The organism is Caldisericum insulae (assembly GCF_047785965.1).
GTDB classification, from domain to species: domain Bacteria; phylum Caldisericota; class Caldisericia; order Caldisericales; family Caldisericaceae; genus Caldisericum; species Caldisericum exile_A.
Genome location: NZ_JBLOBF010000005.1, coordinates 20,638 through 39,417, shown reverse-complemented (window position 1 = coordinate 39,417; position 18,780 = coordinate 20,638). Strand labels below are relative to the sequence as shown.

The 18,780-nt window shown below is 35.1% G+C and carries 17 protein-coding genes; 3 read left to right on the top strand and 14 right to left on the bottom strand.

The window, feature by feature from the left end:
- The 9 genes from ACMV0E_RS04540 to ACMV0E_RS04500 form a co-directional block, all read right to left on the bottom strand.
- On the bottom strand, nucleotides 1-981 hold the full coding sequence (locus tag ACMV0E_RS04540) for a beta-ketoacyl-ACP synthase III (protein ID WP_416085188.1): 981 nt from the start codon (nucleotides 979-981) through the stop codon (nucleotides 1-3).
- Nucleotides 978-1,436 carry a 3-hydroxyacyl-ACP dehydratase FabZ gene (gene fabZ, locus ACMV0E_RS04535; RefSeq protein ID WP_416085187.1) on the bottom strand — a complete coding sequence of 153 codons (459 nt, stop codon included), beginning with the start codon at nucleotides 1,434-1,436 and terminating at the stop codon, nucleotides 978-980. Before fabZ ends, ACMV0E_RS04540 begins: the two co-directional genes overlap by 4 nt.
- 144 nt (nucleotides 1,437-1,580) lie before the next feature.
- Nucleotides 1,581-2,873: a TRAP transporter large permease gene (locus tag ACMV0E_RS04530; RefSeq protein WP_416085186.1), complete on the bottom strand. Its 1,293-nt coding sequence runs from the start codon at nucleotides 2,871-2,873 to the stop codon at nucleotides 1,581-1,583.
- Nucleotides 2,870-3,343 (bottom strand): TRAP transporter small permease, encoded by a 474-nt coding sequence (locus tag ACMV0E_RS04525; RefSeq protein ID WP_416085185.1) that lies wholly within the window; start codon nucleotides 3,341-3,343, stop codon nucleotides 2,870-2,872. The genes ACMV0E_RS04530 and ACMV0E_RS04525 overlap by 4 nt, the downstream gene beginning before the upstream one ends.
- A gap of 47 nt (nucleotides 3,344-3,390) precedes the next feature.
- Entirely contained in the window at nucleotides 3,391-4,854 is a 1,464-nt protein-coding gene (locus tag ACMV0E_RS04520; protein ID WP_416085184.1) for a DctP family TRAP transporter solute-binding subunit, read from the bottom strand.
- 15 nt (nucleotides 4,855-4,869) lie between these two features.
- Nucleotides 4,870-6,027, bottom strand: coding sequence for a dihydrolipoamide acetyltransferase family protein (locus ACMV0E_RS04515; RefSeq protein ID WP_416085183.1), 1,158 nt, complete (start codon nucleotides 6,025-6,027; stop codon nucleotides 4,870-4,872).
- A complete protein-coding gene (locus ACMV0E_RS04510) occupies nucleotides 6,027-6,995 on the bottom strand; it encodes an alpha-ketoacid dehydrogenase subunit beta (protein WP_416085182.1) in 969 nt (322 codons plus the stop codon). Before ACMV0E_RS04510 ends, ACMV0E_RS04515 begins: the two co-directional genes overlap by 1 nt.
- Nucleotides 6,996-7,007: 12 nt before the next feature.
- Nucleotides 7,008-7,988 (bottom strand): thiamine pyrophosphate-dependent dehydrogenase E1 component subunit alpha, encoded by a 981-nt coding sequence (locus ACMV0E_RS04505; RefSeq protein ID WP_416085181.1) that lies wholly within the window; start codon nucleotides 7,986-7,988, stop codon nucleotides 7,008-7,010.
- 365 nt (nucleotides 7,989-8,353) lie between these two features.
- Nucleotides 8,354-10,156, bottom strand: coding sequence for a sigma 54-interacting transcriptional regulator (locus ACMV0E_RS04500; RefSeq protein ID WP_416085180.1), 1,803 nt, complete (start codon nucleotides 10,154-10,156; stop codon nucleotides 8,354-8,356).
- Between the two features lie 63 nt (nucleotides 10,157-10,219).
- On the opposite strand from ACMV0E_RS04500, the gene ACMV0E_RS04495 reads away from it, so the two are divergent.
- Together ACMV0E_RS04495 and ACMV0E_RS04490 are read left to right on the top strand one after the other, a co-directional pair.
- Nucleotides 10,220-11,212 (top strand): diacylglycerol kinase family protein, encoded by a 993-nt coding sequence (locus ACMV0E_RS04495; RefSeq protein WP_416085179.1) that lies wholly within the window; start codon nucleotides 10,220-10,222, stop codon nucleotides 11,210-11,212.
- Nucleotides 11,184-11,885 carry a lipoate--protein ligase family protein gene (locus ACMV0E_RS04490; RefSeq protein WP_416085178.1) on the top strand — a complete coding sequence of 234 codons (702 nt, stop codon included), beginning with the start codon at nucleotides 11,184-11,186 and terminating at the stop codon, nucleotides 11,883-11,885. The genes ACMV0E_RS04495 and ACMV0E_RS04490 overlap by 29 nt, the downstream gene beginning before the upstream one ends.
- 300 nt (nucleotides 11,886-12,185) lie before the next feature.
- On the opposite strand, the gene ACMV0E_RS04485 is transcribed toward ACMV0E_RS04490, so the two are convergent.
- Genes ACMV0E_RS04485 through ACMV0E_RS04475 form a run of 3 tightly spaced genes read right to left on the bottom strand, consistent with a single transcriptional unit; the run spans nucleotide 12,186 to nucleotide 14,579 of the window.
- A complete protein-coding gene (locus ACMV0E_RS04485; RefSeq protein ID WP_416085177.1) occupies nucleotides 12,186-12,710 on the bottom strand; it encodes a chromate transporter in 525 nt (174 codons plus the stop codon).
- Nucleotides 12,694-13,248 (bottom strand): chromate transporter, encoded by a 555-nt coding sequence (locus ACMV0E_RS04480; RefSeq protein ID WP_416085176.1) that lies wholly within the window; start codon nucleotides 13,246-13,248, stop codon nucleotides 12,694-12,696. The genes ACMV0E_RS04485 and ACMV0E_RS04480 overlap by 17 nt, the downstream gene beginning before the upstream one ends.
- Nucleotides 13,245-14,579, bottom strand: coding sequence for an MFS transporter (locus ACMV0E_RS04475; RefSeq protein ID WP_416085175.1), 1,335 nt, complete (start codon nucleotides 14,577-14,579; stop codon nucleotides 13,245-13,247). Before ACMV0E_RS04475 ends, ACMV0E_RS04480 begins: the two co-directional genes overlap by 4 nt.
- A 208-nt stretch (nucleotides 14,580-14,787) precedes the next feature.
- Between ACMV0E_RS04475 and ACMV0E_RS04470 the strand changes: the two genes are divergently transcribed.
- Complete coding sequence (locus ACMV0E_RS04470) at nucleotides 14,788-15,570, top strand: radical SAM protein (protein ID WP_416085174.1); 783 nt, start codon at nucleotides 14,788-14,790, stop codon at nucleotides 15,568-15,570.
- On the opposite strand, the gene ACMV0E_RS04465 is transcribed toward ACMV0E_RS04470, so the two are convergent.
- Together ACMV0E_RS04465 and ACMV0E_RS04460 are read right to left on the bottom strand one after the other, a co-directional pair.
- A complete protein-coding gene (locus ACMV0E_RS04465) occupies nucleotides 15,567-16,742 on the bottom strand; it encodes a cytochrome c biogenesis CcdA family protein (protein ID WP_416085173.1) in 1,176 nt (391 codons plus the stop codon). The two genes, ACMV0E_RS04470 and ACMV0E_RS04465, sit on opposite strands and share 4 nt — an antisense overlap.
- A gap of 13 nt (nucleotides 16,743-16,755) precedes the next feature.
- A complete protein-coding gene (locus ACMV0E_RS04460) occupies nucleotides 16,756-18,780 on the bottom strand; it encodes a copper amine oxidase N-terminal domain-containing protein (RefSeq protein ID WP_416085172.1) in 2,025 nt (674 codons plus the stop codon).

The window sequence follows — 18,780 nt, the reverse complement described above, 5'->3', positions numbered from 1 at the left end:
TCACCACCTCATTAAGATTGCCCCTGATGTCATACCTGCACCAAACGACACCATGAGCACCAAGTTACCTCTCTTAAGTTTACCTTCTTTTCTTATTGTGTCAAGTGATATAGGAATAGATGCAGCAGATGAGTTTCCAAATTTATCAATCGTAACCACAACTTTTTCCATTGGAATACCAAGTTTTTCTGCACCTGCCTGAATTATTCTCAAGTTTGCCTGATGGGGAATAAACCAGTCTATATCTTCCAATTTTGTACCAGTTTTATCAAGCAATTTTTTGGAGATCCTCGAGATTTCTCTTACCGAAAATTTAAACACCTCGCCTCCGTTCATTTTCGTAAAATAACTTCTTTCCTTGAGAACTTCTTCTGAAAACGGTTTTCTTGAACCACCAGCAGGCAAGGTGAGGTGCTCTGCAATTGAACCATCGGCATACAACTCAAAATCTATTATGCCTCTATCATCTTCAACTTCACCAAGGACAACAGCACCTGCTCCATCACCAAAAAGGACATAGGTAGTCCTATCGGTTGGGTCCATCATACGCGTAATTACTTCAGCACCAATTACAAGAACGTGTTTGTATGCTCCACTCTTTACAAACTGCGCACCAACAACTGTTGCATATACAAACCCAGGGCAACCAGCTTGAAGATCAAATGCAGCGCACTTACCTGCTGCACCAATCTTGTCCTGAACAAGACAAGCAGTTGCAGGATAAAGCATATCTGGTGAATTTGTTCCAACTATGATTAGGTCAATATCCTGAGGTTTTAAATTTGCATCTTCAAGTGCTCTTTTTGCAGCAACAGTTGCAAGGTCTGATGTTGCCTCATTTTCGTTTGCAAAACGTCTTTCAACGATACCAGTGCGAGTTCTAATCCACTCATCAGATGTGTCAAGAAATTTTTCAAGGTCGTGATTTGTTATAACTTTCTCTGGAATATAACTTCCAAGCCCAAGTATCCCTACCTTCAAAACGCACCTCCTAATGAATTTTTATTTGTAAAGAATGCCTTGATAATGCCCTTTGCAACAAGTTTGTCACTCACGAATAATTCGACCTTGCTTCTTGCAATATTATGCCTAAAATCAAGCATTTCACATCTTGCAATGACAGTGTCGTTTTCCTTAACTTTATTAATAAATCTAAAATCATCAATACCTACAAGATATCCAAAAAGATCTTTGTATTCCTCTTTAAGAAGAATCATAAAGGCAGAAACCTGCGCAGAAAATTCAACCAAAATAACACCAGGAACAATTGGAAAACCAGGAAAGTGTCCTTCAAAAAAGAAATCTTTTTGCGTAAATGTCCTTTTTCCAATCGCTTTCTCTCCAGGCTCAACTTCCAAAATTTCATCCACGAAGAGAAACGGTTCCCTATGCGGTAAAATCTCCTTTATCTTATCTAATCCTAAATTTCTAATCATATTTCACCTTCCACTAAACTTTTTGCTATTTTACACAAAAATTCCAAAATTTCCAAATAATTCAAACAAGAAGTTTAACTCTATACGAAATAAAAATTGCCCCGAAGTCAACCTTCGAGGCATAAAAACCCAAATTCGAAATACTTATGGAGTATAGAGTTTAGAAGCAATAGGGATTAAAAGAGAAAGTTTCGGTACAAATGTAATTAAAAGCAACCCTATTATTGCAAAAGCAACAAATGGCCAAATTTCTTTTGAGGTTTCGTCAAGAGGTTTCTTAATTAGATTCGACACTACATAAAGATTTACTGCAACAGGTGGTGTAATCTGACCAATGGCAAGAGCAACAGTTACTACTACACCAAAGAAGAGAGGGTCAATTTTAAATGCCTGAAGAACAGGCAAGAAAATTGGCATAATAACATAAAGAATTGAAATAGCATCCAAGAAAAACCCGGCAATAAATAGAACCAAATCCACTAATAAAAGAAAAGCAATCGGGCTTTTTGCAACACTAATGACAAAATTTCCTGCCGCATCAATAATACCAAGTGTAGCTTCGGTTACTGAAAAAATTCCAGCAAATGTTACAACAAACATAACAACAGCTGAGGTAACTGCCGTTCCTATTAGAGAGTCGATTATCTCTTTTCTACCGAGGCTCTTATAAACAAAAAGCCCCACAAACAAACTATAAAAAACTGAAATAACAGCCGACTCAGTTGGTGTTGCAATTCCTGCATAAATTGAACCAAGAATAATAACTGGAGCAAGAATTGCCCATATAGCTTCTTTAAAGGCATTCCATATCTCTTTTAGGCTTCCTCTTTCTCTAATTCCACGATAGTTTCTTTTTCTGGAAATAATGTATGTTATTATCATAAAAAATCCCATCATAACAAGTCCAGGGAGAATTCCACCCAAAAAGAGAGCGCCAATCGAGACTCCTGTTATGTTTCCATATACGATGAAGGCAATGCTTGGTGGGATAATAATTGCAAGTCCGCTTGATGCTGCAACAACTGATGCAGCAAATGTATCAAGATATCCCTGCTCAATCATTGAAGGAATAAAAATTAACCCAATGGCTGCAGCAGTTGCAGGTCCTGACCCAGAGATAGATCCCCAGAAAGCAGCAGTAGCAACCGCAGCAATCGCAAGTCCACCACGAGCTCTTCCAACAAGAATTATAATAAAATCAGATATCTTTTTAGCAAGACCCCCTTTTGCAAGTAACTCACCTTCAAGAACAAAGAAGGGTATAGCAATAAGAGGAAACTTAGCAATACCTGCAATAAAATTTTTGGCGATCATAGTTACACCAAGGTCGTACCTTAGGATTCCAAAAACACCAGCAACTCCAACTGCAGTACCTATTGGCGCACCTATAACGATAAGAAGTATAAATAAACCAAATAAGATTAATGCTGGACTCATTTTGCGCCTCCGACAATCGCACTTATATTTTTAACCGTGAAAACAATTATGCTTTTAAATACAAAGATCGAAAATATAGGGGTGCCGATTGTGTATATCCAAACAGGAATGTTGAGTGCTTCAGAACGAGAATGATAAAGCGTTAAATCTCTTATCACATCCTTTATTGCATAATAATCTACGGTTGCAAATAGCCATATTGCAAGAAGAGATGAAATAATAACAGCAATTAACTTAAGTGTTTTTGGAAATTTATCAAACACAAGATTCATTCCAAGGTGCGAACCTTTCTCAAAAGCCATTGCAATACCAAGAACGGTTATCCAAACAAACATATTTATTTCAATTTCTTCTGTTGCAGCAAATGATATGTGGAATATAAATCTACTTAGAACGTTTATGAATGCCAAGATAGCCATTATGCTTATTATTATGACGACAAGTACCTCTTCTATCTTTAGCTCTTTCATCTTACCTCCTTAAATTTAAAAAGGGAGGGATTACACCTCCCTTGTGTTTATTTACCCATATCCTTTAAAGCAGCGTTATAAATATCCTTTCCAATTATTGGAATCCACTTATCGTAAACAGATTTGGTTGCGTTAATGAATTGTTGTCTTTCCTCTGGTGTTAAATCAATAATCTGCATGCCCTTACTTCTTACATAACCCACCATATCAAGTATATTAGGGGTGTCACCAAATTTGTTCTTCAATATATTTATAGAAATAAACCCATCAAGACCACGCCTTACCATAGCCTTTTCCCATTCTGCAGCTTCAAGAGCAGAATCTTTAATTGCTTTCTGTACATAAGGAGGGAATTTATCCCAGGTTTGTTTGCTTACGCCAAGAATAAGAGGATCAATTACATAATTCCAGTTTGTAAGATATTTGTGATACTGCCAAATTTGAACGGGAATCAAAACACCATATGGGTTCTCTTGGCCATCAACTGCACCTTGTTGGAATGCCGTAACTGCATCGCCCCAGTTCATAGAAACAGCATCTGCACCAAGTGTTTTAAAGATATCAACAAATATAGGAGAGCCAACTACCCTAAATTTGAGTCCTCTCATATCCTCTGGTGTCTTTATTGGTCGTTTGCTATTAGTAAGCTGCCTAAAACCATTTTCTCCCCAGGCAAGATGAACAACCCCAAGTTTTTCCATCTGATCAATAATTATTTTACCTGCAGTACCATTTTCTATTTTATCCACATTCTCATATGTATTTATAAAGAATGGCAATGAGAAAAGGTTGAGAGATTGCACCACACCAGAAGCATTAATTGTTGAATCCATTACAAAATCAATGCTTCCCTCAGATACTGCTTGGAACCAGTTAGTTTGTTTTCCCTGAAGTAAAGAACTTCCAAAATAAGGCTTGATATTTATAAGACCATTTGTCCTCTCTTTTACAAGATCAGCCCATTTTTGAGCGCCCTTTCCCCAATCAAAAGCAGGACCAACATTTACCTGCATCGTATACTCCGCTTTTGGCTTAAAAGTAATTTTTGGCGGTGTTGTTGAGGCAGTAATAGTTACAGTTCTTGTATTTGCATCCCAACCGACCTTTGCTCCAAGCGTCTCAGTTACAAATCTTACAGGAACAAGTGTCCTCCCAGAAACAATCTTTGGGGGAACGTCAAGCATGTTAATAACATTATTCACTACAGCTTTATTAGAACCAATGGTAAGTTTAAGGTTTATATCCCCAAACACATAGCTCACTTCTTTCTTTGTTCCATCCCAACCAATATTTGCACCAATAGATTCTCCAATAAATCTAAATGGGACAAGCGTCCTTCCATTCTCAATGATTGGAGGAGAATCAAGAGTTACAACTTTTGAATCAACATAAGCCTTAGGATTACCAATAGTCATTTTGATTACAACTTGAGATGCAGCAATCGCAGGGCTAAAACGTACAAAGCCAAACATAAATGCTACAACTAAAAAGATTGCTACTACTTTCTTCATACTTTACCTCCTCTTTTAAATTTTATTTAATTTTTGTAAATTACTCTCTTGCTCAATATACTCGGCAAGTTTCCCTAAAAATCTTGCAGCGTCTGCACCATCCACAATTCTGTGATCATAAGACAAACTAAAGTATGCAAATTCTCTTACAACTATCTGGTTTTCGATGATAACAGGTTCTTTTAAAACTCTTCCAATACCGAGAATTGCAACCTCTTTACCATTTAAAACAGGTGTAAAAAAGTCTGTTCTCATCATTCCAAGATTGGTTATAGTAAAAGTAGAACCTGTTAAATCATCTACTTTCAACGCATCTTCCTTGACTCTGTTCTTGAGATTATCAAGTTCATTGGCTATATCCCTTAGTGATTTATTACCCACATCTTTAATTACAGGTACTACAAGTCCTTTATCAGTATCGAATGCAATACCAATATTTACTGCGTCAAAAATCTCCAACTCAACCCCATCAAAATGGGAATTAAACTTCGGAAATTCCTTCAAAACCTCTGATACTATCTTTACAAAAAATACAGTAAGTGTTATACCAGGGAAATTTTCCTTTAGTCTTAATAGATTTGTTAAATCAATTTTCGTAATGTTTGTTACAAGAACTGATTCTTTATAAGACTTAACAAGGTTGTCTATAATCCTCTTCCTAACAGGATCAATAGGTAATTTTTTGGAAGTTGGTTTTATTTCTTTCATGCTTTCAATAAAAGCAAGCACATCACTTTCAACAATTCTTCCAGAAGGACCGGTTCCTTTAATTTGTGTAAGGTCTATATTATGTTCTCTTGCAAGCCTTTTTGCCGCAGGAGAGGCTAATATTAAGTCTTCCTTGGCTTCCTTTTGTATATGATAAGTTTCTTTACCTATAACCTCTTCTTTTGATCCAGATTTTGTCTCTTGTATAATTTCTGGTTGGATAGTTTCCTTCTCTTCGCCAAGTATAGCAATAACATCTCCAACTTTTGCGCTTTCGCCCTCTTTAACCTTTATGACCTTTAGAAATCCCTCAAATGGAGATTCGAGTGTATTAATGATTTTTTCTGATTCAACTTCTACAAGAGGCTCGCCCTTCTTGACATAATCACCAACTTGTTTGTACCATTTTGTTATTGTACCCTCTTCCATTGAGAGCCCAAACTTGGGCATTCTTATCTCAAACATCAAAGCACACTCCTTATTGCTTCAATTACGCTATTTTTATCAGGAATCACAAAGTCTTGTAAAGGAGGTGAAAAAGGAATATGAACGTTCTTTGCACCAACTCTTCTAATGGGGGCATCGAGATAATCAAAAAGTTCCTCTTGGATTGTTGCAGCAATTTCAGCACCCCACCCTGCTCTTCGCCATGTTTCATGAGCTATAACAACCTTATGAGTCTTCTTGACGGATTTAAAGACTGTTTCCTTATCCCAGGGTACAAGTGTCCTTAAATCAATAACTTCGACACTTATCCCCTCCTTTTCCAGTTCCTCTGAAGCAGCAAGCGACTCATGAACCATTCTTGAAGTCGCGATAACAGTTACATCTTTTCCTTCCTTTTTAACGTCAGCAACACCGAATGGAATATAGTATTCTTCCTCAGGAACAGGTCCTTTCATTTTATAAAGCATCTTGTGTTCAAAGCAGATAACGGGATCATCTACTCTGAGTGCAGTTTTAAAAAGACCTTTCATATCATAAGGAGTTGAAGGTATTATAACCTTTATTCCAGGAATATGCATAAAAATTGTCTCTATTGATTCAGAATGCTGTGCTGCTGCAGATTTTGAAATTCCATCGGGACCTCTTAGTATAAGATGTATTTTTCCTTGACCGCCCGTCATATACTTAAATTTCATTATCTGGTTTGCAATCGCAGCCATACCTGTAAAAAGGAAATCTGCAAAATGAAACTCAGCAACAGGTCTCATGCCAGCAAGTGAAGCACCCAACGCAGATCCAAAAATTACCTCTTCTGAGATTGGGGTATCAATAATTCTATCTTGATATTTACCAAGAATAGGCTTATATGCTCCAAAAATACCACCCTGTTTTGCAATATCCTCTCCATAGGTGAATATAGTAGGATCTCTTGACATCTCCTCTAAGATTGCTTCACCTAAAGCTTCTGAAAATGTAATTTCTCTCATACAAGCCTCCTATTAGTAAAGACAATTTGTACTATCTTCAAAAAGATCTTCAAGAGCTTCCTCGGGCGCTGGGTACTCATCTTGTTCTGCAAACTGGACTGAGTCTTCTACTTCAGCCTTTGCATCATACCAAATTTGTTCTTTTTCTTTTTCTGTAAGATACCCACCCTCAATAAGCTTTCTTTCAAATCTGGATATCGGCTCATTTGGCCATCTTTGGTCTACTTCCTCTTTCGTTCTATAGAGCTGTGGATCACCAACAAAGTGTCCCTTAAGACGGTAAGTTTTCGCCTCTATCAAAGTAGGTCCACCACCATTTCTTGCTCTTTCAACCGCCTCTTTAACTGTCTCGTAAACTGCTATTACATCATTTCCATCAATTGAAACTCCAGGCATATTGTAACCGACTGCTCTATCAGAAATATTTTCAACAGAGGTGGTCTCCTGTACTCGCTCCGTTGAAGCAAATTGGTTATTCTCATTTAAGAAAATTACAGGAAGTTTAAAAACTGACGCCCAATTAAGAGCCTCATGAAAGGCACCCCTATTTGAGGCGCCATCCCCAAAGAAAGAAATTACGACATTATCCTTTTTTTGTAATTTGATTGCCATTCCCGCACCTACTGCAATAGGTAAACCACCACCAACTTCACCGTTTGCTCCAAGCACACCAATAGATACATCAGCAATGTGCATTGACCCACCTTTTCCTTTACAATAACCGTGCTTTTTACCGTATAACTCTGCCATCATTTTTCTCATAGAAGCACCCTTTGCAATCATATGCCCGTGACCTCTATGAGTAGAAGTAATGTAATCCTCAACCCTCAGATTAGCCATTGCTCCAACTGCAATAGCTTCTTCTCCAATGTAGAGATGAATAAAACCTGGAAGTTTTCCTTGTAAAAACAGTTCTTCAGCCTTTAGCTCAAATGTCCGAATGCGCACCATGTCCTTATAAAATTTCACCAACAGTTCTTTTGGTAACTCCATCTTTCCTCCTTTCAAACTAATATTTTTATTAATCCATTAAGAAAAGACAATCTTTAAGAACTCTTTTTCCCGCAATAAAACTCCACAAGATAAAATCGAAAAAAGTAACAGCATCAAAGTTAAAAAGATGTCTGGAAACATACTTTTTTCAGAGTTACTCAGGCACCGCGGTAAATTATACTCCATACACAATCTTCTCATTTTTTCACCATTCCTAAATTCTTATTTCTTTTCTCACTTACTAAATGCAAAAATCGTGCCAAATTGAGAAATTAATTAAAATTTAACTTTAAACAACAGGAGTGCATTTAAAATGTAAAATTTTTTAACAAAAAGATATGATTATTGTAAATGTAGTTAACAGATTAAGGAACTACTATGTTAAACATTTTTATAAGCTTATAAAGAGTAGGTCGTGATACACCCAAACGCTTTGCAGTTTCTGTTATATTGTAGTTTGTTTCAATTAAAATTTTCTCAATAAACTGCTTTTTAACCTCATTAAATGAATATGATGTATTAGTTAAAATATTTGTGGACTGATTAAATATATCTTTTGGAAGATATTTACCAGTTAATATATCAGAGTCTGCTGTAACAATAGCTCTCTCAATTATATTCTGCAATTCTCTTACATTTCCTGGAAAATCGTATTTTAAAAGGGGTTCTATAAAACTCATATCATACCCTCTAATCGGCTTATTGAGTGATTTTGAAAGTCTTTCAATGAAATAATTAACGAGTACTTCGATATCTTCCTTTCTTTCACGAAGAGGTGGGATTTCAATCTCTATTACATTTATTCTGTAATATAGATCTCTTCTAAACAAGCCCCTATCAATAAGTTCCTCAAGATTTTTGTTAGTGGCTGCGATTATACGTACATCAATTTTGATGGATTTTGTTCCACCTACTCTTGTGATAACTTTATCTTCAAGTGCTCTCAAAATCTTAGGTTGCAAAGATAGAGGAAGATCACCAACTTCGTCTAAAAACAGAGTTCCACCATTTGCAAGTTCAAATTTGCCAGGACGACCTTTTCTATCTGCATCAGTAAATGATCCTCCTTCATAACCAAAAAACTCGCTTTCAGCAAGCTCCTGTGGTATAGCAGAACAATTTATAGCAACAAAAGGTCCTTTGCTTCTTAAACTCTGAAAGTGAATTGCCTGAGCAAACATTTCTTTTCCGGTGCCTGTTTCACCTGTTATTAAAACAGAGGCGTTAGAATGTGCAGCAACATTTGCAATTCTAATTGCTTCAATAAGCTTTGGACTTTTCCCTTTAATATCATCAAAGGTAAAACGCGCTTCTGCGCCAATGAATGTGGTTACAAATTTTCTAACCTTTTCTATCTCTCTAAAGAAATCAACTACACCTGCAAATTCGCCATTTTCATCTTGAAGTACGACTGCAGTTTTTACAAAATGAAGTGTTCCTCTTGAAGGACTCTCTATTATAAATTCCCTGTCAGTATAACCCTTATGAGTTTTAAAAACCTCTAAAATAACAGGTGTAAAATCTACAATGTCTGTAACATTTTTTCCAATTGCTTCCTGTTGATTTATGCGTAAAATTGAAGCACCAGTCGAATTAATATAAACAACATCCGCATTCTTATCCAAAATTAATACTCCATCTTTATTTCCTTCGGCAAAAAACTGAATGAATTTTTTTGATATATTCATTTCTTTAAAGGCCTTACTGAGTAGAACTTGCTTTGTAACACTATTTGCAATAAGTTTTGCAATTTCAAGAGCGAATTTTGGATAAATATCGACACGCGAAGAAACACCAACTACACCAATAAGTTTCTCACTCTCAAAAATAGGCACAGCGCTACATGACCACTCATAAAATCTTGGGTTAGTATGTTCCTTTCCTTTCACTTCACTTGGCAATTTTTCTTCTAATGCGTTTCTAATCGCAGTCTTTCCAAGAGTTTCATTGAATACCAATCCCTCAAAAATTTCCGAATCTTTGGCATTCCCTGCAACAAAAAGCACAACACCTTCTTTATCAACAAAAGATATAGTAATTGGAGTATCTTTTGAGAAAGATGAAAATATCTCTTTTAAAACAGAAATATACAAACTATATTCTTTTCTTCTTGTTTCAAGATCAAAATAAGAAACTGTCAAAATTTTTTCCTTTATTTTGCCATCCATAAAAATATTTTACGTTTTTTAAAATTTTTTGCAAATTGTTAATTTTTCTTTATAATTTTACATATGAAAGGAAAAGTTGGAATTATTGCAAATCCACAATCAGGAAAGGATATAAGGAGACTCACTTCAAAAGCTTCTGTTTTTGACAATGAAGAGAAGGTAAATATCATTGAAAGAATTCTTTCTGCCTTTAACTTCTTTAACATTGAAGAAATTTATTATATGGAAGATGCTTATGGCATCGTAAAGAAGGCGGCTTCAAGAATTAAAGCATCAAATCTTAAGATAATTCCCATAGAAATGAATTATACCTTTGATGAAGTAGATAGTACAAATGCTTCAAAGATAATGCAAAATATTGTTGATATTATTCTTGTCCTTGGGGGTGATGGAACTAACAGAGCCGTGGTTAAAGGGCTTAATATGGAAGACCCCGTCCCTCTTGCACCAATTTCAACCGGTACTAATAATGTTTTTCCAGAGATGATTGAAGGCACCACAGTTGCACTTGCGATAATTTCCTATCTTACAAGTATAGAAAAAGGAAAAAATTTGAGAAGAGAAAAACTACTTAACATAAAATTCAATAACAATTCAGATATAGCACTCATCGACTTTGCAATTTCAAAAGAGCAATTTATTGGCTCAAAAGCAATATGGAATGAAAAATCAATTATAGCAATTTTTGTTACGAGAGCCGAGGTAACAAGCATTGGTTTTTCATCACTGGTTGCTCTCAAAAATCCAATTCATAGAGATGACCCTTTTGGTGGTTATGTAATTTTAGGCGAGGGCGAAGAGGTTATTTTTCCAATTGCGCCTGGAAAATTAGCAAAAACTTCCATAAAAGAAAAAGGTATAATTAAAGAAAACAATCCAATAAAGATGTTTGTAGAAAGAGGTACGATAGTACTTGATGGGGAAAGGAAAATAGAGCTTTTTAAAGATACTGAAGTTGAGATAAGTCTATTGTTAAATGGACCAAAGGTACTTAATTTTAGAAAAGCTATTGCTGAAGGCATTAAAAATGGGATTTTCAGTAATAAACAAAGTTGAAATTATCGAAAGTAATACAAAAGACCCCCTTATTAACTTGAAAGAAGAAAAAGAACTTTTCGAAAGTTCCCTTAATGGAAAAATAATTTTAAGGTTTTGGGTCAACGCTCCTTCTGTTATAATCGGAAAGTTTCAAAAAGAAGAGTACGAGGTGAATCTTCCTCTTGCAAAAAGTTTAAATATCCAAATTTTAAGAAGACTTTCAGGTGGCGGTGCAGTTTATCATGATGAAGGTGTCCTAAACATAACAATAGTAAAAGAAAAGGAGCTAAAACTATTCTCAAGTTATATAATTGATGAGACACGATATCTTACAAGTCTAATTAGCGAAGTAATTGAAAAGGAAACTCATGAATCGACGATTATAAACGAGAGAAATGGGATATTTGTAAAAGGTAAGAAGGTTGCAGGATCAAGTGTGGCTGTATCAAAGAATTTTTTGTATCACATTTCGGTTCTTGTAAACGCAGATCTTAATATTCTTAACAAAATCCTTCAAGGGCGTCCTTATGAAGCAAATGAAAAACGTTTTGTAAAAAGCATTAAAAGTGAAGTAACAAATTTAAAGGAGCTAAACCCAAGTATAAGCATTGAATCTTTTAAAAATCATGTGAAAGAGCACTTGGCTAAAAATTTACATTTAAAAATCCAGCAAATTACAAGCAGTTTTTAGGTCTTAAATACGTGCGCTACAAGAAGCAAAAATTTATTCGTAAGTACTTTAACCCATTTTAGGGTAAAGATGACGCTCTAAATCTAAATAAACGCATGCTTTTAAATCAATATTTATGCACCCTTAACGGAACTATGCGGGTTTTAGAGGGGTAATTTTCGAGAATACAAAAAATCAAAACCTCATAAAATCAATGGTTTTAAAGGATTTGGGGCGAATAGGACACCCTATACGGTAAATTTATAAGATTTCTAAAATACTCAAAAAACGCATACAATTGAAATTGCGGTTATACAAACTCTATCTTAAAACAAATACTCCAATAACTCCTGCAATAAGGAGAATTAAAACAGGTGACTTCTTATAGAGAATAAACACAGCAAGGCTTACAATTGCCATAATATACGGGATAAATCCAACAAATCCACGACTGACAATAAGATATATTGCATTTATAAGAAGAGCTATTATAACTGGCTTTACGCCAAGCATAAACCTCTTATAAATTACATTTTCCTTAAACTTCTTCTCAAAATGCGCAACAGAAAGAATTACTAAAAATGATGGCATTACAACACCGAGAGTTGCAAAAGCAGAACCAATAACGCCACTTAGTTCATATCCAATAAATGTTGCCATATTTAGCGCAACAGGTCCAGGCGTAACCTCTGCAACAGAAACAAAATAGAGGAAGCGCTCTTGAGTAATCCAATGAAGTTCCGTTACAAAGGAGTGCTGAAGCAATGGAAGCATTGCCTGTCCCCCACCAAAGGTAACAATTCCTATTTTAAAAAACTCGATAAACAACCTAAGAAGAAGTGCCATTGTTATCCTCGAAAAACTTTCCAAATATTATACCAAGAGCTCCACCAATAAGAATCACATAAATTGGATTTAATTTTAGTATAAAAAGCTCTACAAGCGAAAGCAAAAGAAGTGCAATATAAAATATATCTTTGTTCGCCTTCTTGAAAATGTCGAAAGTAATATAAGTAATCTCACCAACAACACCTGTTAATATGCCTATGAAAAACTTTTGTACTTGTGGGATTTGTGTTAAGTTTGTAAAAAACATTGATATTAGAAGAATGATAATAAAGGAAGGAAGCACAATTCCGAGAGTTGCCAAAGAAGAGCCCAAAAGCCCTCCCTCTCGATATCCAATAAATGTTGCCATGTTAATTGCAATTGGTCCAGGGGTTATTTGAGAAATTGCAAGCATTTCCAAAAACTCCTCTTCTGTTAAATACTTTCTTGTGTTCACGAAAGTTTGTCTCATAAGCGGTATCATTGCATAACCTCCGCCTATCGTAAAGAGCCCTATGATAAAAAAGTCGTAAAGAAGCCGTAAATTCTTTTTCATTTCTTAGGAAAATTTCCTTCGTAAGAACCGGATACCCTTCTTACATGTAATTCTTCTCTTCCAAACACTCTTCTATAACCTAAAAAATACACAATTAACGTTGTTATAGTTACTATCATGCCAACAAGTGAATATGTAAACTGCACTGAAATTTTCTCACTCAGGGTTCCCGTAAGAAGTGCTCCAAACGGCGTAAACCCCAGGAAAATAAGAGAATAAATACTCATGACCCGCCCTCTAAATTCCTCTGATGATTCCATCTGAAGAAGCGTATTTGCTGTATTCAGGAACAAAACCATCGAAAACCCAGAGAGAGTTGTAAAGGCAATCGTGAGGTAATAATTCGGAAAAAGTCCTGTTAAAAGAAGCGTTAGTCCTAGTACTAATGCGCCACCAAAAAGATAGAAATGCTTTACTCCTTTATAACTTATAACTGCAAGAAAAAGAGAACCTGTCAAAGCGCCAACACCCATCATCGACATAAGGAACCCGTAATCTGTTGATTGTAGCTTAAAAACTTGCTTTACAAGTGTTGGAACAAGTACGTTAAAGTTAAGACCAAAAACATTAACGACTATAAAAAGCGCAAAAATAATAAGGATTATAGGGATTTTGAGAATATATTTTAAGCCTTCTATGGCATCTTTATTAACATGCTCGAGATCTCTAAGGCTAAATCTTCCTGGTCTTATAGTTCTTTCAACGACGAAGAAAATCGCAACGATAACAGGGACAAAACTTATAGCATTAAGGTAAAAACTCAAAGAATAACCTACAGCTCCTATAAGTATTCCCGCAATACCCGGACCTATTATTCTTGCAAGATTAAAGGCAGACGAATTTAAAGAAATTGCGTTCATAAGGTGTTCTTTATCCACAAGCTCAATATAAAAAGATTGTCTCGCTGGCATATCTATTGTGTTAACAAGTCCAGACAAAAAAGCAATTATTAGAATTTGATAGTATTGAACAACTTTTAACGTAACAAGAAGTCCTAATACAAATGCAAGAATTGCTAAAGAGCTCTGAGTAAGAATAAGAATTTTCTTCTTTGAAAATTTATCAATTATAACTCCTGCATAAAGCGATAAGAATAGCGCAGGAAGAAATTGAACCGCAGAAAGAAGGCCAAGTTTAAAAGGAGAATTTGTTATCTGTAAAACAAGCCAGCTTTGAGCAGTCGATTGCATCCATGTTCCAATGACAGAAATAACCTGCCCAAAGAAAAACAACCTGAAATTCCTATATTTAAAAGAAGGAAAATGTATAAAAAACCTATCTCTTATTCGTCTAAAAATGTTTTTATCTTTTAAAGTCGCAATATTCATCATGTTCAATCTAGGTTTTTATTATACTACAAATGCATTTATATTCAAAATTTAAAAGCATTTACCGTAAAAATCAAATAAAAACTAATATTAATCTTATTTTAATAAATTTTTCAAAAAATGGAAAAATTCCCCCAAAAATCTATTGACAGGATCGAAAAATTATATACAATTCATATCGTTTGAGAATAAATTAGAGGGGAATGAAGAGTTGGCATACAGATACATTTATGGACCTATAACTTCAAGGAGATTAGGGGTCTCTCTTGGGGTGACCACAGTGCCTCACAAGGTATGCAGTTTTAACTGTATTTACTGCGAAGTTGGTAAAACCACACTTCTTACAACTGAGCGAAAAGAGTATATCCCTGCGGAAGCAATTCTTGAAGAATTAAAAGATTTCTTAAGTAAAAACACAACAAAAATTGACCATATTACTTTCTCTGGTCTTGGAGAGCCTACACTTCACATAAGACTTGGGTATATCATAAAAGAGATAAAAAAGATGACTAATATTTCCATTGCAGTGCTTTCAAACGGATCTCTAATTACAAGAGATGATGTAAAAATGGACCTATTAAATGCAGATATTGTAAAATTCACCTTAAACGCAACCGACCAAGAAACCTATGAAAAAATAAGCCTTAATCATCCAGATATAAAGGTTCAAGATGTCATTTCAGGCATCGTTGAATTTAGAAAAATGTTTACTCACGAACTTTGGATTGAGATTCTTCTTGTCAAAGGTATTAATAATACAATCCAAAATTACTTAAATCTTTACAATGCTCTTTCAATGATAAAACCAGACAAGATTCATATAAATACTGTTATCCGTGCGCCTGCCTATAAGGTTGAACCGTTGAGCTTTGCGGAACTCCTCGAAGCTTCACGCATCATTAATCATGGCTCGAAGATAATCTACAAAAAGGGCACAACAAGAGTTGCACCCCAAACTGAAATCTCAACTTCCTCATTAAATAGCAATATCTAAAATCTCACACTTATTAAGTTAAAAAGAGACAAGGTCTTAAGCATTAAATATCCAAATAGAACAAGAAACAACAAGCCAGTTAAAAGTTTAATAGTGCTTAAATTGTCTGTAAACCATTTTGAAATTTTTTGAGAATTTGATCCTCTATAGGCAGCATATGTAATAACAATCAAGGGCAAAACAAACATAAAGTTGTAAAGAATAAGATAAAAAAGTGCTTTTGCTTTGAGGTAGTCCAATCCGAAAATATAAACAATCGTTGGAAGATATGTTTGCCCTGTGCATGAAAACTCAACAATTGAAACAGGAAAGGCAACTAAAAAGGCAAAAATAAATTCAGTTAGAACTTTTGGATTTCTAAGCAATGTGTGAATTGTCTTTTTCTCAGTTGTGGAAAGTTGTAGCACCATACCTTTCGTGTCTCCCCTTTTTGCCTTTAAATAATCAAAGAAGTTTAATACAACAAGCACCAACGTAACAATTGTAGTTCCAAGATACACGTATTTTGCGATATAGTCAAAGTATTTCCACCTTGATATTAACTCAAAAAGTCCAATACCTAAAAGAAGATAAGATACACCAATACCTAAAGTAAAAAAGACACCTACAAGAAGAATTTCGCGCCTATCTTTTTTTCTAAGAGCAAGAAGAGAAATAAAGAATATCAAAACTGTTATAGCACAAGGATTATACCCATCAATGAGACCTGCACCGATTACCGTTAAGATGCCAAATTTTTGAAAAAGCTGCACCAATTGAGAATTTTCACCCTTTGCCTTTAATAGAGTTTCTTCAAGGAAGGCATTATCCTCATAATTTAAGTTTTTAATCGCATTTTCCAAATTCTTATAAGCCTCTTCTCTTACAAATGCACTTTTTCCAATAAATACAGCAGGTGTCACATTTAATTTGTTTTGAGGAAGATTGTAAATTTTTCCAAGATTTGCAAGAAGTTCCTTGTTTTTAGGTTCAGATACTGAAAACTCACTTACCTCAATATTTGGATAAATTTCCTTAAGTGTCTCAAGATAAGATCTTGTAAGCGCACATTCAGAGCATCCAGGCGTTGAAAAGAAAAGGATTGTAATCTTGGACTTCTCAGCCCTAACAAAAGGCGTAAAAAAGAGCAGTAAAACTGTAACAACCAAGCATACAAATATAAACTTTTTCATAAATTCTTAACCTTTATGGACTAATAGTTATAGTCTTGGTTTCGGCGTTCCACTCAACTTTATAACCCATCACTTCCGAAATAAATCTTAACGGCACAAAGGTCCTTGCATCTTTAATAACTGGCGCAACATCAAGATTCTTCCTTACACTATTTACTATTGCAAACTTGCTTCCTACTATAAGTTCAATTTTAAAGTTATTCTTTTGCAATAGAACCGTTTTTGTTTTTGCATTATAAGAGACCTCAAAACCAAGTGCTTCGGAAATAAACCTCACAGGGACAAGGGTTCTTCCACTTGTTCTGTCAATAAATGGTTCTACGTCAAGAGTTTTTGTCTCTCCAAAGACTGAAATAGTCTTGCTTCCAACTTGGAGTTTGATTGTATTATCTTTTTCAAAAAATACAATGAACTTTTGTTCAACAGATTTATCCGTTAAAGGATAAATAGCTTTAAGATTTACGGGAAGCATATTATTGTTTGAGCTGGGAATGAGTTTATAGTCAAAGTTTCCGTTTGCGTCAACTTCAATCATCTTGCCGTTTACAAGGACAAAACAATTTGATGGATAAACATTTCCTTTTACGAGAACAAAGTTTGAAAATTTTTCGAAGTTTGACTTTGGAGAATCTACCGTAAGAACAGGGGTTGTGGTATCCAACACTACTGTTAAAAGTTTTTCATTTCTGTTGCCTGCAACATCAATAGCAATAAGATGGAAGAAGTTTTGTCCGTCTTTTAAAGCGTAAATACCCTCAAAGGAAAGGGGAGAAAGCACACCTAATTTGATCCCGTTTATATATACATCACCGCTTTCTGAAAGTTCACCTTTTATTAATAAAGTGTTTTCATAAGTATAAGTTAGATCCTTTATGTTCAATGTTATATCAGGTGGTTTCGTATCAACCTTTAATGTTACGGATTTTTCTTCCTCTGTAAGGGATTTCGTTTTACTGTAGTACTTCAGTGTATGGATACCATCGTTAATAACAATTGGGTCTATAAAAACCTTATAATCTCCTTCATCCAATTTGTAATATGTCGTCGGTGTCTCTGAAGTATTAGTTTCGGCAATCAACTTAACAATTACGTTCGATACGAAGTATCCATTTTTACTATTAGGTTCACTTGGTGTCGTTTCTAAAAGTGTCCGCACAAAATCCTTATCTTTGAAATCAATTTTTACTGAAACAGGCGTTGGCTCAGAATCCGTAAAAACCTCTATCAAGTAACTTCCTTGTTTATTTGGAGAGACAATTCCAAAAGATGGATAAAATTTTACTTTTACATTTGCATTCTTCCCGATTGATGAAGCAAGTTGTAAAACTAAAGTATTCCCCTTAAGAGAAACTGACCCTGGGTTTTCTCCATTTATCGTAACATAGTTAGTATCAGGCTTTTGAGGTAAAATAAATTCATCCTGAAATCTCACATAAACATTCTTACCATTCATAACATCGCCGAGTCTACCTGTTGTAAAATCAAGCGAAAGCATAATATTTGCGTTTGTAAATTCTGGATCGGCTGAAGCAGCCAAGTTTTGGATAGTTGTTGAAGTTATCGTGAATGGTGCCTGTGCTTTTTCTGGCTCTTGATCAGTCCAAACTTTTAAGGTGTAATCACCAGGTATTGTTGGGTTTTGGAAACTTGCAGATTGCTTGATCAGAATTTCCACAGTTTCGTTTGCCTTTATTCCAGGGGACGGAACTGTAAAATAAACTGTCTTTGGCAAGTCATAAACTGGGCATGCACCTCCAACTCTAGTCCCATTTATAAGGAAGCAGTCTGAACAGTGCGCATAAGCACATGATGTACAGGGAATCGTTGATTCCTGCGGAAATTGTAAGTAAATTCTGTCGTATCCTTGCTTAAGGTCTGAATGACTCACAAATGTAATTTTATACTCGCCGTAAGCACCTCGATCATAAGGATTTACAGAAACTGTCAAATTTCCAATAGAATTTACCGCTCCCTTAATAAATGTAAAGACCGAAAAAAGCGTTACAAACGTTGTAAGAAAAACAAAAATTTTTTTCAT